The 20,302-nt window shown below is 72.0% G+C and carries 22 protein-coding genes; 7 read left to right on the forward strand and 15 right to left on the reverse strand.

The features are described 5' to 3' along the window. Positions 1-38: 38 nt before the first annotated feature. Positions 39-1,997: a S9 family peptidase gene (locus AB0383_RS39675; RefSeq protein ID WP_366190032.1), complete on the forward strand. Its 1,959-nt coding sequence runs from the start codon at positions 39-41 to the stop codon at positions 1,995-1,997. A 4-nt stretch (positions 1,998-2,001) separates the two neighbouring features. Here AB0383_RS39675 and AB0383_RS39680 read toward each other — a convergent pair whose 3' ends face one another. The 3 genes from AB0383_RS39680 to AB0383_RS39690 form a co-directional block, all read right to left on the reverse strand. After that, positions 2,002-2,658, reverse strand: coding sequence for an RES family NAD+ phosphorylase (locus AB0383_RS39680; RefSeq protein WP_220242013.1), 657 nt, complete (start codon positions 2,656-2,658; stop codon positions 2,002-2,004). Positions 2,659-2,708: 50 nt separating this feature from the next. After that, positions 2,709-3,290 (reverse strand): DNA-binding protein, encoded by a 582-nt coding sequence (locus AB0383_RS39685; RefSeq protein ID WP_364185642.1) that lies wholly within the window; start codon positions 3,288-3,290, stop codon positions 2,709-2,711. A gap of 409 nt (positions 3,291-3,699) precedes the next feature. Then, positions 3,700-4,677: a LacI family DNA-binding transcriptional regulator gene (locus AB0383_RS39690; protein ID WP_364185644.1), complete on the reverse strand. Its 978-nt coding sequence runs from the start codon at positions 4,675-4,677 to the stop codon at positions 3,700-3,702. A gap of 90 nt (positions 4,678-4,767) precedes the next feature. Here AB0383_RS39690 and AB0383_RS39695 point away from each other — a divergent pair, with 90 nt between their 5' ends. Continuing rightward, complete coding sequence (locus AB0383_RS39695) at positions 4,768-6,267, forward strand: FGGY family carbohydrate kinase (RefSeq protein WP_364185646.1); 1,500 nt, start codon at positions 4,768-4,770, stop codon at positions 6,265-6,267. Here the strand turns inward: AB0383_RS39695 and AB0383_RS39700 are convergent. Next, positions 6,249-6,920 (reverse strand): helix-turn-helix domain-containing protein, encoded by a 672-nt coding sequence (locus AB0383_RS39700; protein ID WP_364185648.1) that lies wholly within the window; start codon positions 6,918-6,920, stop codon positions 6,249-6,251. The genes AB0383_RS39695 and AB0383_RS39700 overlap by 19 nt on opposite strands. Positions 6,921-6,959: 39 nt before the next feature. Between AB0383_RS39700 and AB0383_RS39705 the strand changes: the two genes are divergently transcribed. The 3 genes from AB0383_RS39705 (at position 6,960) to AB0383_RS39715 (ending at position 8,906) form a co-directional block, all read left to right on the forward strand. Next, positions 6,960-7,358, forward strand: coding sequence for an NUDIX domain-containing protein (locus tag AB0383_RS39705; RefSeq protein WP_366190033.1), 399 nt, complete (start codon positions 6,960-6,962; stop codon positions 7,356-7,358). 194 nt (positions 7,359-7,552) lie between these two features. After that, positions 7,553-8,050, forward strand: coding sequence for an MmpS family transport accessory protein (locus AB0383_RS39710; RefSeq protein WP_366190034.1), 498 nt, complete (start codon positions 7,553-7,555; stop codon positions 8,048-8,050). Positions 8,051-8,099: 49 nt separating this feature from the next. Continuing rightward, positions 8,100-8,906 carry an ABC transporter permease gene (locus tag AB0383_RS39715; RefSeq protein WP_366190035.1) on the forward strand — a complete coding sequence of 269 codons (807 nt, stop codon included), beginning with the start codon at positions 8,100-8,102 and terminating at the stop codon, positions 8,904-8,906. Here AB0383_RS39715 and AB0383_RS39720 read toward each other — a convergent pair. Together AB0383_RS39720 and AB0383_RS39725 are read right to left on the reverse strand one after the other, a co-directional pair. Then, positions 8,882-9,568 carry a histidine phosphatase family protein gene (locus AB0383_RS39720; protein WP_364185656.1) on the reverse strand — a complete coding sequence of 229 codons (687 nt, stop codon included), beginning with the start codon at positions 9,566-9,568 and terminating at the stop codon, positions 8,882-8,884. The two genes, AB0383_RS39715 and AB0383_RS39720, sit on opposite strands and share 25 nt — an antisense overlap. 40 nt (positions 9,569-9,608) lie before the next feature. Next, positions 9,609-11,483, reverse strand: a complete 1,875-nt coding sequence (locus AB0383_RS39725) for a Na+/H+ antiporter (RefSeq protein WP_364185658.1) — start codon at positions 11,481-11,483, stop codon at positions 9,609-9,611. A gap of 82 nt (positions 11,484-11,565) precedes the next feature. Between AB0383_RS39725 and AB0383_RS39730 the strand changes: the two genes are divergently transcribed. Then, complete coding sequence (locus AB0383_RS39730) at positions 11,566-12,987, forward strand: carboxylesterase family protein (protein WP_366190036.1); 1,422 nt, start codon at positions 11,566-11,568, stop codon at positions 12,985-12,987. A gap of 20 nt (positions 12,988-13,007) precedes the next feature. On the opposite strand, the gene AB0383_RS39735 is transcribed toward AB0383_RS39730, so the two are convergent. The 5 genes from AB0383_RS39735 to AB0383_RS39755 all read right to left on the reverse strand — a co-directional run bounded on the left by AB0383_RS39735 (position 13,008) and on the right by AB0383_RS39755 (position 16,030). Next, positions 13,008-13,391 (reverse strand): YchJ family metal-binding protein, encoded by a 384-nt coding sequence (locus AB0383_RS39735; protein WP_364185662.1) that lies wholly within the window; start codon positions 13,389-13,391, stop codon positions 13,008-13,010. Further along, positions 13,378-13,848, reverse strand: a complete 471-nt coding sequence (gene rnhA / locus AB0383_RS39740) for a ribonuclease HI (RefSeq protein ID WP_255638179.1) — start codon at positions 13,846-13,848, stop codon at positions 13,378-13,380. The genes AB0383_RS39735 and rnhA overlap by 14 nt, the downstream gene beginning before the upstream one ends. Positions 13,849-13,869: 21 nt before the next feature. After that, positions 13,870-15,345 carry a glycosyltransferase family 39 protein gene (locus AB0383_RS39745; RefSeq protein ID WP_366190037.1) on the reverse strand — a complete coding sequence of 492 codons (1,476 nt, stop codon included), beginning with the start codon at positions 15,343-15,345 and terminating at the stop codon, positions 13,870-13,872. 87 nt (positions 15,346-15,432) lie between these two features. After that, on the reverse strand, positions 15,433-15,726 hold the full coding sequence (locus AB0383_RS39750) for a hypothetical protein (RefSeq protein WP_366190038.1): 294 nt from the start codon (positions 15,724-15,726) through the stop codon (positions 15,433-15,435). Continuing rightward, positions 15,680-16,030: a hypothetical protein gene (locus tag AB0383_RS39755; RefSeq protein WP_366190039.1), complete on the reverse strand. Its 351-nt coding sequence runs from the start codon at positions 16,028-16,030 to the stop codon at positions 15,680-15,682. Before AB0383_RS39755 ends, AB0383_RS39750 begins: the two co-directional genes overlap by 47 nt. Positions 16,031-16,097: 67 nt before the next feature. Between AB0383_RS39755 and AB0383_RS39760 the strand changes: the two genes are divergently transcribed. Beyond that, a complete protein-coding gene (locus tag AB0383_RS39760; RefSeq protein WP_366190040.1) occupies positions 16,098-16,892 on the forward strand; it encodes a DUF1684 domain-containing protein in 795 nt (264 codons plus the stop codon). Between the two features lie 3 nt (positions 16,893-16,895). On the opposite strand, the gene AB0383_RS39765 is transcribed toward AB0383_RS39760, so the two are convergent. The 4 genes from AB0383_RS39765 to AB0383_RS39780 are packed head-to-tail and all read right to left on the reverse strand — an operon-like array spanning position 16,896 to position 20,286. Continuing rightward, positions 16,896-17,657 carry an enoyl-CoA hydratase gene (locus AB0383_RS39765; RefSeq protein WP_364185672.1) on the reverse strand — a complete coding sequence of 254 codons (762 nt, stop codon included), beginning with the start codon at positions 17,655-17,657 and terminating at the stop codon, positions 16,896-16,898. A 36-nt stretch (positions 17,658-17,693) separates the two neighbouring features. Continuing rightward, a complete protein-coding gene (locus AB0383_RS39770; RefSeq protein WP_366190041.1) occupies positions 17,694-18,812 on the reverse strand; it encodes a 4-hydroxyphenylacetate 3-hydroxylase N-terminal domain-containing protein in 1,119 nt (372 codons plus the stop codon). Beyond that, a complete protein-coding gene (locus AB0383_RS39775; RefSeq protein ID WP_366190042.1) occupies positions 18,754-19,086 on the reverse strand; it encodes a 4-hydroxyphenylacetate 3-hydroxylase N-terminal domain-containing protein in 333 nt (110 codons plus the stop codon). Before AB0383_RS39775 ends, AB0383_RS39770 begins: the two co-directional genes overlap by 59 nt. Before the next feature lie 45 nt (positions 19,087-19,131). Beyond that, a complete protein-coding gene (locus tag AB0383_RS39780) occupies positions 19,132-20,286 on the reverse strand; it encodes an acyl-CoA dehydrogenase family protein (protein ID WP_366190043.1) in 1,155 nt (384 codons plus the stop codon). Between the last annotated feature and the right edge of the window lie 16 nt (positions 20,287-20,302).

A 20,302-nucleotide genomic window follows, 5' to 3' on the forward strand; every position in this document is an offset into this window, starting at 1 on the left:
GTCTTTCGCTTTGCTAATGATCCGGTACGGTCGTCGGCATGCGACCAGCCGACATCGAAGCCCTCGTCGTCCCCGGCCGCCCCGTACTCCGGGGTGACCTGCTTCTGACCGCGGTCAAGCACCCCGACCTCGAGTCCAACGCCAACCACAGCGCGCTGCGGCGGGTGGGACTCGGGGGAGGGGATACCGCTTGGACCCAAGGCCCGCACGACGCGGCCCCGGCGATCTCGCCCGACGGGCGCTGGGTCGCGTTCCTGCGGGCCGGCGACGGCGAAGGCGCGGACGGCAGCGCGCAGGTGCACGTGATGCCGGCCGCGGGCGGCGAGGCCAAGCGGCTGACGTCGCTGCACCTGGGCGCCGACGCGCCGGTGTGGGCGCCGAACTCGCGGCGGCTCGCGTTCACCGCGCGCGTGCCGGAGGCGGGCCGCTACGGCACCGAGGACGCCGACGGCGAGAAGTCGGAGCCGCCCGCCGAGGCGCCGCGCCGGATCACGCGGTTCGACTACCGCATCGACGACATCGGGTTCCTGCGCGACCGCGCGAAGCGGCTGTTCGTGTTCGACGCCGTCGCCGCTCTGGACTCGACCGCGCCGCCCGAGCTCGAGCCGATCTCGCCGGTCACCTACGACGTCGACGGCCCCGCGTGGACGCCCGACGGCGAGCGCGTGGTCGTGGTGGTGCCGCAGGACTGGGACCGCGTGGAGACGCACTACAGCGACCTGGTGGCGTTCCCGGCCGCCGGCGGCGAGCCCGAGATCGTCGTGTCGTGCCACGGTTCCGCGGACCAGCCCGTGTTCGCGTCCGACGGCACGCTGTACTTCTACGGTCTGTCCTACGAGGACGGCCACCGCGAGGCCTGCAACACCGGCCTGTACGCCGCCACGATCGGCACCGGCGGTCCCGCGAAGGCGCGGCGGCTGACCGACATCGAGACCGTCGACGTGGAGAGCGGCTCCGGGCCCGCCATTCCCGTGAACGGCGAGGTGCTCGTGGCCGTGCGCAACCGCGGCGCCGTGGAGCTGCGCGCGGTCCCGGCTTCCGCCGAGGCGGCCGTGCTGGCCGACCTGCGCGTGCTGCACGACGGCCACGTGGTGGTCCGCGGGTTCGCGGCCGACGGAGACACGATCGTCGCCGTGGTCGCCACACCGGAGACCTCGGGCGATGTGGTCGTGCTCGACGCCGGCGGCCCGCGCGTACTCACCGACTACTCAAAGCCGTTGCGGGACAAGGGGTTGCGCCCCGTCGAGGAGCTCACCACGACCTCGCCCGACGGCCACCCCGTGCACGGCTGGCTCGTGCTGCCCGAGGGCGAGGGCCCGCACCCGGTGCTGCGGGTCGTGCACGGCGGGCCGTTCGCGCAGCAGGACTGGGCCGTGTTCGACGAGGCCCAGGTCTATGCCGCGGCCGGCTACGCCGTGGTGCTCGGCAACCCGCGCGGTTCGGCGGGCTACGGGCAGGGCCACGGCCGCGCGATCACCTTCGGGTTCGGCACGGTCGACGTCGACGACGTGCTCGCGCTGCTGGACAAGGCGCTGGAGCGGCCCGACCTCGACTCCTCACGCGTCGGCATCATGGGCGGTTCGTACGGCGGGTTCATGACCAGCTGGGTCGCCTCGCACCACCCGGAGCGGTTCAAGGCGGCGTGGAGCGAGCGCGCGGTGAACGCGTGGGACTCGATGGTCGGCAGCTCCGACATCGGCTACTTCTTCGTCGACTCCTACATCGGCACCGACCCGGAGGTGCTGCGCGACCGCAGCCCGCTGACCTACGCGGCCGACATCACCATCCCGTTCGCGGTCGTGCACTCCGAGCAGGACTGGCGTTGCCCGCTGGAGCAGGCGCAGCGCATGTTCGTGGCGCTGCGCCGCGCGGGTGCCGACGCGGAGTTCCTGCTGTTCCCGGGCGAAGGCCACGAGCTGTCGCGCGCGGGGCGCCCGCGCCACCGCGTGCAGCGCTTCGACGCGGTACTGGAGTGGTGGTCGCGCCACCTGGGCTGAGTGCTCAGTTGAGGAGCGTGTAGTTCAGCTCTTCGCAGACCCGGCCGAGCGGGACGTCGAGCCCCGGGTGGTCCAGCGGCAGCAGGACATCCGGGGCGATCGGCAGCGCGGCGCCCGCCGGCGGGTCCCACAGGCACACGGCCGGGTCGCCGGAGTCCATCGACGAGCGGTACCAGAGACCGTCGAGGTCGGGCAGCGCGCTGCGGATCGCGCGCGCCCAGGCCTGGGTGATCTTCTTCGGCCCGCTGGAGATCTCCTGCGACGCGCCCACGCGCGTGGGCCACAGCCCGGTGAGGTCGAGCAGTCGCAACGGGCGCATCGGGCGCACGACCACGAGCCGCGGCCCGCGCGTCTTGCGGTCGACCGTCGAGCTTGTCTGGAACACCTCGGCGACGCTCGTGCGCACGGTCAGGCCGAAGTACAGCACGCCGTTGCCGGGGTCGGTCACGGGCTGGCCGCCGCGGCCGGGTGGCTGCTGGTCGAACCGGCCGTGCGGGAGCGGGCCGGTGTAGCGGAACGAGTTCCACTGCTGCGGGTGGTTGCCGTGCGCGGTGAAGATGCGGACCAGCCTGGTCTCGGGCTGCACCGCCACCACGTCGTGGGCGCGGTCCAGCTCCTTGACCAGCACGGATCGCGCGGGCGGCAGAGGGAGCCGGGCCATGCGTCGGGGGTCGTCCGTCCTGTGTCGGTGATCTTGGGCGTCGGGTCAGCCTAGAACGGCGAGCCGAGCGTGGCGACGAGGCGCGCGACCTGCTCGGGATCACCACCCGAGAGGAGCCACTGGCGCGGGGTCGCGGGCCGGTCGCTGATCACCAGGTCGTCCTGCGGGGTGTTCATGAACGCGGCGACGACGAGCGCGGGCTGGTCCTCGGGGATCGCGCGCAGCACCGCCTCGAGGCCGGGCAGCACGCCGGAGCCGTTGAACTGCCACGACGGCAGCCGCCAGCCCTGGTCCTTCCAGCCCGTGAGCCGGCCTTCCTTGAGGCGGTGGCGGATGCGGCTGTCGTCGATCTTCAGCGCCTTCGCGGCCTGGGTGACGGTGAGCGCCGAGTCGGCGAGCACGGCGTGGGCGGCCACGGTGCGCGCGCGGAAATCGGGCTCGTCGTCGCCGTGGGGCGTGAGGTCGAGCCCCACGTCCGCCAGCGCGGCCTGCTGGTCGGGCGAGAAGTAGTGCGACGGGTCCGGATTCGGCGGCGACAGCCTGCGCGCCGCGTCCTCGACGAGCGTGAGGAACTCGGTGGCGTCGGCCTTGAGCCCCGCCTTGGCGAGGACGTTCTCGAGCGCGACTGACATGCGCTCAGAGTAGCTCGCGTGTGCGGGTTCGTGCGGTTCAGCACCGGATTTGTGGGTGAATTCACCAGAGATCGACACGCGGCGCGCAGAACCCAACACGAGGTGTAGGCGATTTCGCGTCAGTCTGCCCGGCCGGTGGTCGTGCTGTCCAGGCTTTCGTGCCCTTGACACTCCGCCGTGGCCCCTTTACGTTCGGTTGGTAATCGATTTCCCGCCTCGTGCTGTTGCGGGCTCCGGTGGTTTCGGCCGCCGGTGCTGGGGGGACAGGGGGTGGGACGTGCCTGGTGGACCGGTACTGGCCGGTCCACCAGGCACGTCGTCTTTTCAGGGTTTTCCGCGCAGTTTCACGTCGGCGTGGACGCAATTCCGGGTGGTGGGCGCGAATTGCGCGACGTGAATTCCGTGCGCCTCAGCGGCGGGAGCTCTGCCGTTCGATGAGCCGCGCTTCCAGTGTCGTCGTGGTGGGGCGGCGGGTGCTGTCGGTGATGCGGGCGAGCAGGAGCTGCGCGGCGACCCGGCCGACTTCGTAGGCGGGCTGCGCGACAACCGTCAGCGGCGGGTCGATCAGGGTCGTCCAGGGGGCGTCGTCGAAGGAGACGATGCCGACGTCGCGGCCGGGGCGCACGCCGCGGCTCGCGAGGGTTTCCAGGACGCCGATCGTCATGGTGCTGTTGGCCACCAGCAGCGCGTCCGGGGGTTCGGGCAGTTCGAGCAGCTCGGTGGCGGCCACCCGCGCGCCCTCGGCGCGGTACTCGGCGCGGCGGAAGAGCGCGTTCTCCTCGCCGACGGCGTCGAGGTAGCCGGCGAGGCGGTCATCGGCCGTACGGACGCCGGCGGGACCCGTCAGGCACGCGATGCGGCGGTAGCCGCCGGCCACGAGGTGGCGGGTCGCGTCGCGCGCGGCGCGGCGGGTGTCCACGAGGACCTGGTCGCCGTCCGGGCCGGTGAGCGGCCGGTCGACCGCGACCACGGGCGTGCCCTGGCGGCGCAGGCGGTCGACGTTGGTGGAGCGGCCCGTGGGGGAGAGCACGACGCCGGCGACGCGTTCCTGGAGCGCGACGTCGATGTAGCGGCGCTCCTTGTCCTCGTTCTCGTCTGAGTTGCACAGCACCACGGAGTAGCCCGACACCTGTGCGAGGTCCTCGACGCCGCGCGCGATCGCCGTGAAGAACGGGTTCTCGACGTCGGAGATGATCAGCGCCAGCACGGCCGTCTCCTGGCGGCGCAGGTTCCGGGCCAGGCCGTTGGGGTGGTAGCCCAGTTCCTCGGCCGCCACGAGCACCCGCGCGGCGAGCTCCGGGTCCACTGTGGACTTGCCGTTGAGGGCCCGGGACACCGTGGCGGTGGAGACGCCGGCGCGCGCGGCGACGTCGCTGATCGTGGCCACCGTGACCTCCTCCGGCCGTCCTTGACACCCTCGTCCCCCGAAGAATAGCGTCCCGGGTAATCGTTTACCGTCCGCATACGGGGAGTCGCGGTGGATCCGGGCCTGCTGCTCGGCATCGACATCGGCACGTCCAGCTCGAAGGGCGTCCTCGTCGGTGCCGACGGGACGATACTGGCGCGCGCCGGCCGCGCGCACACCACCTCCCGTCCACGGCCCGGGTGGTTCGAGCACGACGCGGAAACGGTGTGGTGGGCCGACTTCATCGCGCTCGTGCGCGAGCTCGCCGCGGCGGCGGGCGACCGGCCGCTCGCCGGGCTGGCCGTGAGCGGCATCGGGCCGGTGCTGCTGCCCGCCGACGCCGACGGCCGGCCCCTGCGCCCGGCGATCCTCTACGGCGTCGACACGCGCGCGGGCACGGAGATCGCCGAGCTCACGGCGGAGCTGGGTGAAGGGTCCATTGTGGAGCGCGGTGGCAGTGCACTGTCCAGCCAGGCTGTGGGACCCAAGTGGCGCTGGCTGTTCCGGCACGAGCCCGAGGTCGCGGAACGCGCCGAACTGTTCCTCATGGCAAGCTCGTACCTCGTGCTGCGGCTCACCGGCGAGTACGTGCTCGACCACCACTCGGCGAGCCAGTGCGACCCGATGTACGACCTGCGCGCCGGTGCGTGGGCCGAGGACTGGGCCCGGCTGGTCGCGCCCGGCGTGCGGCTGCCGCGGCTGGCGTGGCCGACGGAAGTGGCCGGCACGGTTTCCGCGTCGGCGGCTGCGGCGACCGGGCTGCCCGCGGGCCTGCCCGTCACGTGCGGCACGGTCGACGCGTGGGCCGAGGCGGCGAGCGCCGGCGTGCGGGCGCCCGGCGACACGATGCTCATGTACGGCACCACGATGTTCCTCGTGCAGACCGCCGCCGAGCCGCGTCCGGTGCCGGGCCTGTGGGCCACGCGCGGTGCGTTCGAAGGCACGTACTCGCTGGCCGCCGGCATGGCCACGTCCGGCGCGATCACCGACTGGCTGCGCGACCTCGTCGGCGGTGAGTTCGCCGACTTGGTCGCCGAGGCGGGCGACGTGCCCGCCGGGAGCCGCGGACTGCTGATGCTGCCGTACTTCGCCGGCGAACGCACCCCGGTGCCGGACCCGGCCGCGCGCGGGGTGCTCGCCGGGCTGACGCTGTTGCACACCAGGGCCGACCTCTACCGCGCCGCACTGGAAGGCACCGCGTACGGCGTGCGGCACAACCTGGAGACGATGGGTTCCGCCGAAGGCCGCCGCCTCGTCGCGGTCGGCGGCGGCACGCAGGGTCGCGTGTGGACGCACATCGTGAGCGACGTGACGCGCGCCGAGCAGCACGTGCCCACCGAAACGATCGGCGCGGCTTTCGGGGACGCGTTGCTGGCCGCGTTCGCCGTGGGGCTGGAGCCGGACATCGACGCGTGGAACCCGGTCGCGACCGTCGTGCGGCCCGACCCCGCGCGGGCCGACGTCTACGACGAGTTCTACGCCCGCTACCGCGCCCTGTACCCCGCGACGGTCGACATCGTGCACTTCCTTGCCGCGCAACAGGAACGCGCGGCTCAGGCTCCGGTGAAGTAGGCGCTCGGCGTGAGGCCGGTCAGCGCCCGGCACTCCCGCGACAGGTGGGCCTGGTCGGCGTACCCGGCGCCGGCCGCGAGGCCGGCCAGCCCGGGCGCACGCGGCGCGAGGGCGATGGCGCGTTGCAACCGCAGCACGCGCAGGTAGGTCGCGGGTCCATAGCCGACGGCGACGGTGAAGCGCCGCCGCAACTGCCGTTCACCCACGGCCGTCGCCGGAGTGCCCACGCGGGCCGGCGCGGTGTGCAGGTGCGACAGCAGCGCGGCCACGGCCGGGTCGGGGTCGGCCTCCCGGCCGGCCACGACGTCGGTGAGGCAACGCGCACCGCTGAGTACCGCGTCGGTCAGCAGCTCCCCGCGGCGGCCCCACACCTCGGCCAGCGGGAGCCGGCGGTCGCGCAGCTCGTCGGCCGCCACGCCGAGCACGGCGGGTGCCGCGCCGGGGTGGAAGCGCAGGCCGTGCAGCGTGGCGCCGGGCGAGGTGCTCGACGACCATGCCTCGGTGTCCGGGCCCGCGACGAAGACCTCGCCGTCGCCGGCGACGAGGTCGACGCAGCCGTCGGGCACGATCCGCTTCGGGCCCGCCGGGACCGACCGCCATAGGCAGCGGACCACGGCGCGCACCGGCTCGGGCGCGAGCGTCTCCGAGTACACCCCCTGATCATCCCCTCCGGGTACGACAGAATGCGACCCATGACCCCGATCGACGCGCTCGCCTGGGTCCACGTCCGCGACCGGCGGCTGCTGTCGGTGCGCACGCGCGGCAAGGCGAAGTTCTACCTGCCGGGCGGCAAACGCGAGCCGGGCGAGGGCGACGTCGCGGGGCTGTGCCGCGAGATCCGCGAAGAACTGGGCGTCGAGCTCGACCCGCTGACCTTCCGCTTCTTCGCGCTGCTCGACGAGCAGGCCGACGGGTTCGCCGACGGCCGCCGCGTGCGCATGATCTGCTACACGGCCGAACACACGGGCGAGCCGGAGCCGTCGGCCGAGATCGCCGAGGCGGCGTGGCTGGGCTCCGCCGACGCCGCAGTGTGTCCGCCCGCCGGGCAGCGTGTGCTGCGGATGCTGGCAGAGCAGGGCGTCGTGGAATGACTCTCCGTGACCGGATATCACGACGGTGTTATCGGCATCGTCCGTGGTGACCACACCGGTGACTGGCCCACGGGGGCACCCGAAAGGGTGAAGTTTCACCAACTTCGCGCGGTTGGCTAACGCCGAGTGACGTTCGGACGAGAACCAGACGTCGTACTCGTCAGAAGTGCGCTGGAACGAGAGAAGACCTCTCCATGAGTGTTCCTGCCGCGACCCCTCCGGCATCGCCGCCGGGTGCGGGTGGTCCGGGCCGGCTCAAGCCGCTCGGCAGCGTGGTCGTCGTGGTCGGCGTCATCGCCGTCGCGATCGCTGTGGCCTCGTACGTCACGCCCAAAGCGGCGCCGACGGCCGGCGAACCCGGCCAGGTGTCCCCGACCGAGGTCGCGCAGGCCGAGCCCGTGGCCGTCCAGAACGTCACCCGCACCATCGTCTACTCGCTCGAGGGCGAAGGCGGCGCCCGCAACCTCACCTACGTCGCGGCCGACGCGGGCCTCGAGCAGCAGACCGCGGTCACCACGCCGTGGTCGGTCGCCGTCACGCGCACCGCGCCGGCCGGTGAAGCCGAGTTCGCGAGCCTTGCCGCGCAGAGCGCCGGGCCGGGCGGGTTGACCTGCCGCATCACCGTGGACGGCACCGTCGTCGCCGAGAAGTCGGTGTCGGAGGAGGGCGCGCAGCTCAGCTGCACCGCGTGAACCACGGCGTGAGCCTCGGACAAGCCGTTCCTGGGGCAGGATCACAGTCGTGAACGGTGCGATCGGGTTCGGGCCCGCCCTGGTGATCGTCCTGGCGGTGCTGACGCTGGCGGGGGCCGGGGTGGTGCGCTTCGGCGGGCTGGGTCAGGGCCGGGCAGTGCTGCTGGCGGCGGTCCGCGCGGTCGCGCAGCTCGCGCTCGTGTCCCTGGTGATCACGCTGATCCTGCGGTCGGGCTGGCTCACCGGCCTGTTCGTGCTGCTGATGTTCGCGATCGCGGCGGTCACGTCGGCTTCTCGCATCGGCGTGCCACGCCGGATTGGCTGGGTGGCGCTGGCACTGGCCTCGGGCGTCGCGCCCGTGCTGGCCCTGGTACTCGCTTCGGGAGTGGTGCCGCCGGAACCGATCACGGTCGTCCCGATCGCCGGCATCGTGATCGGCGGGACGATGACCGCCACGTCGCAGTCGGCGCGCCGCGCGCTCGACGAGCTCGCCCTGCGCCACGGCGAGTACGAAGCCGCGCTGGCACTGGGTTTCCTGCCCCGGCTGGCCGCGCTGGAGATCTGCCGTCCCTCGGCCGGGCAGGCGCTGATCCCGGCGCTCGACCAGACGCGCACGGTCGGGCTGGTGACGCTGCCGGGTGCGTACGTCGGTCTGCTGCTCGGCGGTGCGGGCCCGATCCAGGCGGGTATCGCGCAGGCGCTCGTGCTGATCGGGCTGCTGGCCGCGGAGTCCGTGGCCGTGCTGACGACGGTGCAGCTCGTCGCGGCGGGGTTCATCCGCCGCGACGAGCCGGTGCGCCGCCGGTGGATCTTCGCGTGGGTGCCGTGGCGTCAGCCGAGCGGCGCCGCCAGGTGAGCGGTGTCGTTGAAGCGCCGCACGAGCCAGCGGTCGCCCTGCACCACGAGGTGGGAGATGGACCCGTTGTCCGCGCCCAGGAACGCGAAGCGGTCGACCGCGCGGCTCGCCTGCGCGAAGACTTCGCCGATCACGCCGCCGTGGGTGAACACCGCGACGCGGCGGTCGGGGTTGGCCGCGGCGATCCGCATGAGCGCCCGGCGGATGCGCCGGCCGAACGCCTCGTCGGACTCCGCGCCCGGGATCACCGCCCAGCGCTGCTCGGTCCAGAGCCGATCGACGATCGGGTGGCCTTCGGTCGTGTACTGGCGGAAGAGCCCGTTCTCCCAGTCGCCCAAGTGGATTTCGCGCAGCTCGGGCACGACCTCGGGCGTGAGGCCCAGCTTTTCGGCGAGCGGCGCGGCGGTCTGCACCGTGCGCCGCAGCGTGGTGACGTAGAGCGCTTCGATGCGCTCGCCGACGAGCCGTTCGCCGATGCGGAGGGCGTGGTCGCGGCCTTCGGGCGCGAGGTCGGGGTCGGCCTGGCCGTCGACGAGGTCGAACGGTGCGCTGATCCGCGCGGGCGCGGATTCTCCGTGGCGCACCAAGAAGATCTCGGTCGCTCCCGGCTGGGGGCTGAACCGGTGCTGGCGGTATTCGACTTCCTGCTCGGGCGTGCTCATGGCCCCGACCCTATCCGGGCCGGGTTGCGAGCCGGGGTCCTCAGCCCAGCTGTTTGTCCACGAAACACCACCGCCACGTCTCACCCGGTTCGAAGCTGCGCATGACGGGGTGGCGCTCGTCGTGGAAGTGGCGCGTCGCGTGCTTGCGCGGCGAGGAGTCGCAGCACGCGACGTTGCCGCACTTGACGCACATGCGCAGGTGTACCCAGGTGGTGCCTTCCGCGATGCACGCGGCGCAGACGTCTTGCGAGCTCGGGTCCACGTCGCGCCACGGGTGCGCCAAATGCTTGCACGAGCGCGCCGTGACGGCCGGCGTGCTCAGCTCGCGCTCGACGGCCGGGGCTTCTTCTTCGACGCGGTCGAGCAGTGACTCCTCGATGTCGAGGTGGGCCAGCACGCGGCGTAGGACGGTGTCGTCGGCCATGCCGTTGTCGCGCGCCAGCAGGAACTGCTCACGGTCGACCTCCAGCAGCTGCAGGCGCAGCCGCCGGTAGGCATCGCTCGGGGTCTCGGCGAGCGCGCTCTGGCGGCCGAGCTGCTCCCACGCCGAGTCGGCGCGGTACTGCAGGCGGTCGCGCAGCCGTTCGATGATGTCCGGCGGGTCGTCCGGGGTGCTGATCTCCTCGAGCTTCGCGAGCGAGGCGCGGGTCATGTCGTTGACCACGGCGGCTTCCTGCAGCGCGTCCTCAGCCGGGTCGGGCCGGGGCAGGCGCAGGCGGCGGATCAGGGTCGGCAGTGTCATGCCCTGCACCACGAGCGTGCCGGCCACGACCACGAACGCGGCCAGCACCAGCACGGCGCGCTGTGGGGTGTCGGCCGGGAGCACGAACGCCGCGGCGAGCGTGACCACGCCCCGCATGCCGGCCCACGCGATCACCGCGGAGTAGCGCCAGGGCCAGATCTTCGGCTTCTTGACGAAGCGCGCGGTGAGGCGCTTCTGCACGCCGATGCCGATCAGCCACAGCAAGCGCGTGAGGATTACCGTGCCGAGCACGGCGGCGCAGATGCCGACGAGCTCCCACACCGACAGGCCTGTCTTGGAGACCTCGATGAGGATTCCGCGGAGCTGCAGGCCGATCAGCAGGAAGACCATGTTCTCCAGCAGGAACTGCACCGTCTGCCAGTTGAGCCGCGACGCGAGCCGCGTGGAGCCCGAGAGAATGCGCGGCGACTCGTGGCCCAGCATCAGGCCGCAGACGACCACCGCGAGCACGCCGGAACCGTGCGCGACCTCGGCCAGGAGGTAGGCGACGAACGGCACGGCGAACGAGAGCGCCGTGTCCGTGACCGGTTCCTCCAGGCGCTTGCGCAGCTGGGTCGCGACCAGGCCGACCAGGAGGCCGACCACGATTCCGCCGAACGCGGCGAGCAGGAAGTCGAGCCCGACCTGCCACAGGCTGATCGACCCGGCGATGGCCGCGATCGCGGTGCGCAGGGTGACCAGCGCGGCCGCGTCGTTGAACAGGCTCTCGCCCTCCAGCAGCCGCACGAGCTTGCGCGGCATACCGACCCTGCGCGCGACCACGCTCGCGGCCACCGCGTCGGGCGGCGCGACCACCGCGCCGAGCGCGATCCCCGCGGCGAGCGGCAGGCCGGGCACGACGGCCCAGGCGACCACACCGACGCCGAACGCGGTGAACACGACCAGCCCCACCGACAGCACGAGGATCGGCCCGCGCAGCTTGTTGAACGCGACCAACGACGTCTGGATCGAGGCCGAGTACAGCAGCGGGGGCAGCAGCCCGATCAGCACGACCTCGGGGTCGAGCTGGTAGTCGGGCAGGCTCGGGATGAACGACGCCGCGACCCCCACCGCGACCAGACACAGGGGCGCCGACCAGTCCAGCCGCCGCGCGATGACCGTGACGACGAGGACCGTCACGACCAGACCCACCAATTCCGCCGCGATGTGCACGGGGTAATCATGACCCGCGCGTGGCCGCGGCCGCTCGTGGGACACCGAACTCGCCACCGGCGTGGTCACTAGGCTGGCTCGCGTGACGACGGTGGAGACGCGAGCCGGTGCGGTGCGTGGCGAAATGCGCGACGGGGTCGGGTATTTCCTGGGTGTGCCCTACGCCGAGCCGCCCGTGGGTCCGCTGCGGTTCCGGCCGCCGCGGCCGGTTGGAAACTGGACCGGAGTCCGCGACGCGACGCGGTTCGCCGCGCGGGCTCCGCAGCCGGAGGTGACCGGGCGCGGGTTCACCGGCGAGGAGGACTGCCTGCACGTCAACGTCTACGCGCCGGTCTCACCCGGGCCGTACCCCGTGCTGGTGTGGATCCACGGTGGTGGCGGGGTGATGGGCTCGCCGCACCAGTTCGACGCGTCGGCGTACGCGCGCCGCGGCGTGGTCGTGGTGACCGTCGGCTATCGCCTCGGGGTGCTGGGCATGCTGCGGCTGCCCGGCGTGTCCGAGGGCAATCTTTCACTGCACGACCAGGTGCTCGCGCTGGAATGGGTGCGCGACAACGTGGCGGCGTTCGGCGGCGACCCGGACCGGGTCACGCTCGCCGGACAGTCGAACGGCGGGCGCACGGTCGGCACGTTGCTGGCCGTGCCGCGGACGCGGGGGCTTTTCCACCAGGCGATCGTGCAGAGCGGCACGGGCGTCGGCTCGGTCGTGCACATGCCGGCCGAGGGTGAGGCTGTGGCGGCGGCGCTGCTGGCCGACCTCGGCGTGTCCGCGGGCGAGCTCGCCACGCTGCCGGTGACGCGGATCGTCGAGGCGCAGCAACGGGTCGCGGCCGCTTCGGGGAAGCTCGTGACCTACCGCGTGATCGTGGACGGAGATCTGCTGCCCCGGTACCCGGGTGAAGCTGTGGCCGACGGGGCCGCGCGCGACGTCCGGGTCCTCACCGGCACGACGGCCGATGAGCAGGACCTGTTCTCCTGGCTGCAGACCGGGCGCGCGAAGCTGCTCGGCACCGGCTCGACGATGCTCGACGACGAGACGATCGCCAAGGGCGTCGCCGCCTACCGCGAGCTGCTGCCGGACTGGCCCGAGGACCAGTTGCGCAACCGCGTGCGGACGGCCGGCGACTGGTGGCTGCCCGCCATCCGGCTGGCGGAGGCGCAGCACGCCGCCGGCGGTACCGCGTGGATGTACCGCCTCGACTGGCGGATCGCGCCGCGCGGCAAGGGGCTCGGCGCCGTGCACGGGCTCGACCTGCCGCTGATGTTCGACGACATCGGCAACAAGAACTGGCGCTTCCTGTTCGCGCTGGCGAAACCGGATCCGGCTCGGCTGCAGGCGATGGCGACGCAGATGTTCGACGTGTGGGTCCGCTTCGTCGCGACGGGCGACCCGGGCTGGGCGCCGTACGAGCCTCGCGCACGGATCACGCGGCTGTTCGACGACGTGAGCCAGACCGTGTCCGATCCGGACGCCGGGCAGCGCCGGCTGTGGGATTCCCTCTGAAACCGGGTCAGAGCGCAGTTCTAGAGGGCACTGACGTAGAACCATTGGCCGGCTTCGCGGACGAAGCGGCTGTTCTCGTGCAGCGTGTCTTCGTTGCCGCGGAAGCGGTAGTGCGCGCGGAACTCGACGGTGCCCTCGTTCTGCAGCAGCCCGCCGCCCGTGCCGCCGAGGATGTCGAGGCCGGTCCACTTCTGGCCGTCGTCGAGGCGCAGCCGCTTCGGGCGGGTGTCCGGGTGCCAGGTCGCCAGCAGGTACGCGGCATCGGCAACGGCGAACGCGCTGTAGCGCGAGCGCATGAGCAACTCGGCGGTCGGCGCGGCCTGGCGGCCGTCGTGGAAGCGGCCGCAGCACTCGGCGTAGGCCTGCGGCAAGCCGCAGGGGCAGCGTGGGTCAGCCGCGGGCACGTTTGACCCCTGCCTGGGCGGACTCCTGCGCGCCCTTCACCGCCAGCCGGTCGGCGCGCTCGTTCTCGGGCAGGCCGGCGTGGCCCTTGACCCACAGCCACTCGACCTCGTGGCGTTCGCCCGCGGCGTCGAGGCGCTGCCACAGGTCGGCGTTTTTCACAGGCTGCTTCGCCGCGGTCTGCCAGCCGTTCTTCTTCCAGCGCGGCATCCACTGCATCACGCCGTTGCGGACGTAGGTGCTGTCGGTGTAGATCCGCACGACCGAGGGGCGCGTGAGGCTTTCCAGCGCGCGGATCGGCGCCATCAGCTCCATGCGGTTGTTGGTGGTCACGGTGTCCTCGCCGCCGTAGAGCTCGCGCTCGTGGCGGCCGTAGCGCAGGAAGGCGCCCCAGCCGCCCGGGCCGGGGTTGCCGCTGCACGCTCCGTCGGTGTAGATCTCCACGGCCTCTTCGCTCACGCAGCGACCCTACCGAGCGCGTCAGGAGAAGTGGCGGAGGCTCGGCCAGAGTGCCGACCACGCGGCCGTGGTCCCGGTGCACAGGGCGACCGGGGTGCCCTGCTCGTCGTTGTCGATCCCGGTGTCCTGCACGGCGACCTGGCGGCAGCCGGTGAACGCGCGGGCCGGGCGGTCGAACGTGCCGACGAGCACCACGGCCCCGTCCATCCGGTCGGGCGGCGGGCCCCAGTCTGCGTAGGACATGTGGCCCGAGTAAGGCGCGGGCAAGTCGTGCGCCGGGCCGTAGCGCTCGATCGCGCCGGCTTCGCCGTAGTTGCTGGTGAAGACGACGGCGTCGGCCTTCTCGGGAATCTGCCGCCACACGGCGGCGACGGTCGTGACGAACCCCGGCCAGCCGATCTGCTCGCCCTGCTCCTTGTTCAGCGCGAGCACCGGACCGAGGGCTTGCGCCGGCACGGTCGGCAGCCCGATGGCGAGGGAGACGGCCGCCCCGAGCGCCGCGGCGACCAGCCACCACCGCCTCGCCCGGCGGCGCGCGAACCACTCCAGTGCGGGTTGCACCCCGGCGGCGGTGAGCAGCATCAGCAGCGGCAGCGAGTAGTACGGCTTGCCGCCGAGCGCGAGCAGGATGACGCAGAGGATCGGGTATGCCAGCGAGAGCGAGCGCAGCCGCGACGTCTTCCACAGCCGCACGATCCCGGCGATCCACACGGGCACCAGCGCGGGGGACAGGTACGCGATCTGCAGCGGGACGAACATCAGGCGGTTCTCGGCACCGTCGTTCTCGCTGATGCCGCCGGCGAACGTGACCATGGGCCAGCCATTGCGTGCCTCCCAGACGAGCACGGGCGCGACCGCCGCGAGCGCGATGGCCGCGCCGGCCGCCAGCCACCACGTCCGGAACACCTCGCGGGGCCCCGTGACGAACACGCTGACCGCCAGCGCCACGAGCAGCAGGGGCACGAGCCACTTGTTGAGCAGCCCGACGCCCGTCGCCGCGCCGATCGCGAGCCACCAGCGGCCGTCGCCGGTCTTGAGCAGCTTGACGGTGAACAGCCCCAGCACCGACCAGACCAGCATGTCGATCGTGGTGGTGGACAGCATGTGCGAGACGACGAGGACGTAACCGGACAGGGCCGTGACCACGGCGGTGATCACCTGACCCGCGTATCCCGCCCCGAACTCCCGCGCGACCAACGCCAGGACGATCACGGTCGCCACCCCGGCGAGCGTCGCGACCACCCGCAGCCCGGGCGGCGTGTCCCCGAACAGGATCGTCGCGAGCTTCGCCAACGTCGGCGTCAACGGCGGCTGGTCCACGTACCCCCACGCCAGCCTGTTCCCGGCGGCGACGTAGTAGAACTCGTCGCGATGGAAGCCGTACCCACCCGACAACACCGTGAGCACCGCGGCCTGCACCAGCACCACGACCCCGACCCCGCCCGCCGCGAACGGCGCCCTGGTCTTCGCGGCTGTCTCCGAAGCGGTTTCCCCCATGGCTCCCCCTCACCCGGAAGGCGGATCGTAACGCCGTTCCGAGATCGACAGGGCCCACGTTTCCGACCCGAGACCGGCGGGGCCGGCTCAGCGCGGCGACACGGCACAGATCGCCTGGACCACGGCGTCCGGCCGGAGCCAGGCGAGGCCCGAGTGCCCGGCATCGTCGAGGCGGCGGACTTCGGCTTGGGGGAGTGCTGCGGCCAGATCGGTGTACAGCCGGTGCTTGGCCTGATTGGACTCGACCAGCGACGCGCGCGCTTCGGGCGGCACCAGTTCCTCGGCGAACCGGTCGATCCCCATGGCGGACACGAAGATCAGCGGCACGTCGGGATCAGGCCCGGCGTCGCGGACCTCGCCGAACAGCCGCGGCAGGTTCATCGGCTCCCGCAGGGACTGCCGGTAGCGCTCTCGGCTGAACCCCTGATCCACCGGGCACCGCCGCGGTGCGCAACAGCTCGTGCAGATCGCCGGTCACCTGCGTGCCGCTGCGGGGGAGATCCACCACGTCGCTCCAGCCCGTGCCGAGCCGGTCGTAGAGCACGCTCGTGGTGAACTCCGCGAGGAGGTCGTGCACGTTCCAGTAGTAGAGGCCGAACATCCCGTCGTCGGCCGGGAAGACCACCGGCGGCCCACCGGTGCCGGACCGGTGCAGCAGCATCGCTCCGCCCGGGGCCGCCCGCATGATGGGACGCGGAACAACGCCCGCGGCGAGGCGTTGTCTCCAGCACGGGTCGACGGAAGGGGCAAGCATGACGGCGAGCACCAGGGACTTCACCCAAGCCTGGCAGGACTGGAAGCTCCAGCGCGAGAAGGAGCTGGCCGACCCCTACGGCTGGCTGGCGCTCGTGTCCCTCGACTGGCTGGAGGACGAGCCGCGCAGCTACGGGAACCTGCCCGGGAAGTGGTGGCAGGACGAGGAAGCCGCGTACGTCGACCCGGACGGTGCCGACCTCGAGCACGAGGGCGAGAAGATCACCGGTGTCCAGCGGATCGAGCTGGTGAACAGCGGCGCCGGGACGCGGGTGCGGGCCGGGGCCGTCGAGGTGGAGATCGCGAGGCGGTCGGGGTACCTGATTCGCGTGCACGATCCCGAGGCGCCGGTGCTCGCCGGGTTCCGGGGTGTACCGGCGTATGAACCGGACGAGAGCTGGGCGGTCGAAGCTCGGTTCGAAGCGTTCGAGGAGCCCCGGCCGGTCACGGTGGGGGCCGTGGTCGAGGGGCTGTCGCACGTGTACACCGCGCCCGGCAAGGTCCGGTTCACCCACGATGGTGCCGAGTACACGCTGACCGCCTTCAACGGGCGCGAAGGCGGGTTCACGATCCTCTTCACCGACGCCACCAGCGGTGTCACCACCTACGCCGCCAACCGGTCGCTGTCGGTGGGCAAGCCGGACGAGTACGGCCGCGTCACGGTGGACTTCACGAGGGCGCGCAACCTGCCCTGTGCGTTCACCGACTTCGCGACGTGCCCGCTGCCGCCCGAGGGCAACCGGCTCCCGTTCGCCGTGGAGGCGGGCGAGAAGCTGCCCTACGAACGGCAGTAGACCTCACTCGCCGCGGAACTCGGGCCGACGCTTGGCGCGGAAGGCGGCCAGGCCTTCGGCGAAGTCCTTCGTGGCGAACAACGACGACTGACCGGCCCGCTCCAGCTCGAACGCGCCGTCGAGCTGGGCCAGCGACGAAGCGGCCAACGCCCGCTTCGTCTGTGCGAACGAAGCCGTGGGGCCCTCGGCCAGCTGCTGGGTGAGGCGAGCGACCTCCGCGTCGAAGTCGGTGTCCGGCACGACGTGGGAGATCATGCCCCACTCCAGGGCCTGCGGAGCCGGCACACGTTCGGCCAGCATCGCCATCCGCGCCGCCCGGGCGCGGCCGATGGCGGCGGGAACCAAAGCGGTGGAGCCGCCGTCGGGCATGAGACCGACGTTGGCGAAGGCCAGCAGGAAGTACGCCGACTCCCGTGCCACGCACAGGTCCGCGGCCAGCGCGAACGAGCAGCCCACGCCCACGGCCGGGCCGTTCACCGCGGCCACCACCGGCTTGGGGATGTCGCGGAACAGGCGCGTGAGCCGGTTGGCGGCGTCGATCGTGCCCGTGTCCGGGTCGGCTTCGATGTCGCTGCCGGCGAGATCGGCGCCGGCGCAGAAGGCACGCCCGGCGCCGGTCAGTACGACCACCCGCACGCTCGCGTCCGCCAGCGCTTCCTCCACGGCGTCGCCCACGCGGACGAGCATCGCGGTGGTCACGGCGTTGAGCCGGTCGGGCCGGTCGAACTCGATGCGGAGTGCGGCACCGTCCTGCTCGATCTTCACTGGCACATCAACTGGCGCGGTCAAGGAAGGCCCCTTTCAGGCGAGTCCGGCGTGGTGGCTGACGTACGCCCGGGCGCGCGTCGGGTCGTAGGTGCGGGCGATCTGCAGCTTCTCCGCCTCCAGCGAACCTTCCGCGTGCGTGGCGAGCACGGCCTGGTAGCCACCGTAGTCGCGGGCGGTGAGGTCGGCGATGAGGTTCAGCAGCCGCAGCCGCAGCCGGGGCTCGGCCGGCACGGCGGCCGCGTAGTACTTCTCCAGCACCGCGCGGATCTCCGGGTTCGCCCAGTCCTCACCGCCGGGGCCGGTGGCGAGCAGGCCGCCGGCGAGGTCCATGAGCTTCGCCGCCGCGCCGTGGAAACCGTGCGCGAAGGTGTACTTCGCCGTGTTCACCGCGACTGGGTCGGGCTGCTGGATGCCGTCCTGCCCGGGCCGCGACCGCAGCGCGGCCAGCTCCGCGAGCCCGCGCACCGTCTCGGCGTACGCGATGAGCTGCGTGATCTTGTCCTTCACATGCCCGGCGCGCGCGATGCCGTTGTACTCCGCGATCAGCGACGCCGAGCCCACGAGCAGGTCGAGCAGCGGCAGCTTGTAGTTGATCGCGGTGAACCGGTGGTAGTCCACGAACGCGATCGCCAGCGGCCCCGCCAGCTCCGGGCGCCGGTTCAGGAACACGCGCTCCTTCGGCACCCGCACATCGTCGAACACCGTGAGGCTCTCGAGCATCTTGTGCTTCGACGACAACGGGAATTCGAACTCGTTGCGCTCACCGGCGAGGTAGGGCGACACGTAGATGTCCAGACCCGGCGTGTCGACCGGGATCGCGAACGACACCGCGTAGTCCGCGTCCTCAGGTCCCATCGCGCGGGTCGGCAGCACGATCAGCTCGTCGGCGTTGGCCGAATACGACGTGTGGCACTTCGCGCCGCGCACGGTGATCGAGTCGGCGTCCTCGTCGACGATCCGCAGGTACAGGTCCGGGTCGGCCTGCTGGTGCGGTGCGAGTGAACGGTCGCCCTTCACGTCTGTCTGCGCCACGGCCAGCGCCAGGTCGTCGCGGCACACGCGCTCGTGGAACGCCTTCGCACGCTCCAGTTTCTCACCTTCGAGCGTGCGCAGCAGCGCGAACATCGCGTCGCTGCCCACCTCCTTGAGCACGATGATCCCGCCGCCCAGCGGAGACGGTCTCGATCAGCTCACCGCGTGCCCGCAGCTGTTCGGCCGAACGCGGCACCCGGTAGAACGCCGAGTACCCGTCGGCGACGGCCAGCTCGGGGTGCGACTGCGCGATGTCGAAGCAGTGCGCGGAGTGGTCCACCGCGAGCGTCAGCTCCGGGTGGTCGCCCACGCTCGTCACCCGCTGCCCGCGGTAGAACACGCGACGGCCGTCGCGCAGCCCGTCCCGGTACTCCTTCGCCGTGCGCAAACCCATGTAACGCCAGCCTTTTCGTGAGAGAGGGTGGTCAGTTGGCGGCGGCTAGTCCCGGACGGCCAAGTCCCGGCCGATGATCTCCTTCATGATCTCGGTGGTGCCGCCGTAAATCGTCTGGATGCGGGAGTCCACAAAGGCCCGCGCGACGGGGTACTCCAGCATGTAGCCGTAGCCGCCGTGCAGCTGCACGCAGCGGTCGACGACGCGCTTCTGCAGCTCGCTGGCCCACCACTTCGCCTTCGCCGCATCGACCGCGGTGAGGGTGCCTCCGTTGAGTTCGTGCACGCACGCGTCGAGGTACGCGGCCGTCACATCGCGTTCGGTGGCGATCTCCGCGAGGACGAAGCGGGTGTTCTGGAAGTCGCTGATCGCCTTGCCGAACGCCTTGCGGCTGAAGCAGTATTCGCGCGTCTCGGCGAACACCGCGTCGACGCTCGCGAGGCTGCCGACGGCGATCGACATGCGCTCGCGCGGCAGCCGTTCCATCAGGTGCGCGAACCCGCGGCCCTCGGTGCCGAGCAGATTCGCCACCGGCACGCGTACCTGTTCGAAGAACAGCTCCGCGGTGTCCTGGGCGTGCAGGCCGACCTTGTCGAGCTTGCGTCCGCGCGTGAATCCGGGGGTGCCGTCCTCGACTACGATCAGGCTGAACCCGCGCGAACCCGCCGCCGGGTCCGTGCGCGCCACCACGATCACGAAATCGGCGTTGATGCCGCTGGTGATGAAAGTCTTCTGTCCATTGAGGACCCATTCGTCACCGTCGCGCACAGCCGTGGTGCGCACGCCCTGCAGATCGCTGCCCGCGCCGGGCTCGGTCATCGCGATGGCGCCGATCAGCTCGCCCGAAGCCATGCCCGGCAGCCACTTCCGCCGCTGCTCGTCGGTGCCGAGGTCCTGCACGTAGGGAATGACGACGTCGTCCTGCAGCCCGAAACTCGAGTGCAGCGAGGCCGCCCCGACCCGCGCCAGTTCCTCGGCCACGACCACGCGGTAGCGGTAGTCCGGCTGCCCGGCGCCGCCGTGCTCCTCCGGCACGGCCAGCCCGATCACGCCCTGCTTGCCGGCGGCGCGCCAGACCTCGCGGTCGATCAGCCGGTCGGCGTCCCACCGGTCGAGGTTCGGTACGACTTCGCGTGCGGTGAACTCCCGGACCAGTTCGCGGTAGGCCTCGTGGTCGGCGGTGAAGAGCTGGCGCTGCACGGTGCCCCCCTGCGTC

Source organism: Amycolatopsis sp. NPDC051373 (assembly GCF_040689465.1).
GTDB lineage: Bacteria > Actinomycetota > Actinomycetes > Mycobacteriales > Pseudonocardiaceae > Amycolatopsis.

Coding starts and splice junctions, on each gene's coding strand:
- AB0383_RS39675 (WP_366190032.1), top strand. CDS start 39: ATGCGACCAGCCGACATCGAAGCCCTCGTCGTCCCCGGCCGCCCCGTA.
- AB0383_RS39680 (WP_220242013.1), bottom strand. CDS start 2,658: ATGGCCCGGCTCCCTCTGCCGCCCGCGCGATCCGTGCTGGTCAAGGAG.
- AB0383_RS39685 (WP_364185642.1), bottom strand. CDS start 3,290: ATGTCAGTCGCGCTCGAGAACGTCCTCGCCAAGGCGGGGCTCAAGGCC.
- AB0383_RS39705 (WP_366190033.1), top strand. CDS start 6,960: ATGACCCCGATCGACGCGCTCGCCTGGGTCCACGTCCGCGACCGGCGG.
- AB0383_RS39710 (WP_366190034.1), top strand. CDS start 7,553: ATGAGTGTTCCTGCCGCGACCCCTCCGGCATCGCCGCCGGGTGCGGGT.
- AB0383_RS39720 (WP_364185656.1), bottom strand. CDS start 9,568: ATGAGCACGCCCGAGCAGGAAGTCGAATACCGCCAGCACCGGTTCAGC.
- AB0383_RS39745 (WP_366190037.1), bottom strand. CDS start 15,345: ATGGGGGAAACCGCTTCGGAGACAGCCGCGAAGACCAGGGCGCCGTTC.
- AB0383_RS39750 (WP_366190038.1), bottom strand. CDS start 15,726: ATGAACCTGCCGCGGCTGTTCGGCGAGGTCCGCGACGCCGGGCCTGAT.
- AB0383_RS39755 (WP_366190039.1), bottom strand. CDS start 16,030: ATGCGGGCGGCCCCGGGCGGAGCGATGCTGCTGCACCGGTCCGGCACC.
- AB0383_RS39760 (WP_366190040.1), top strand. CDS start 16,098: ATGACGGCGAGCACCAGGGACTTCACCCAAGCCTGGCAGGACTGGAAG.
- AB0383_RS39775 (WP_366190042.1), bottom strand. CDS start 19,086: ATGGGTTTGCGCACGGCGAAGGAGTACCGGGACGGGCTGCGCGACGGC.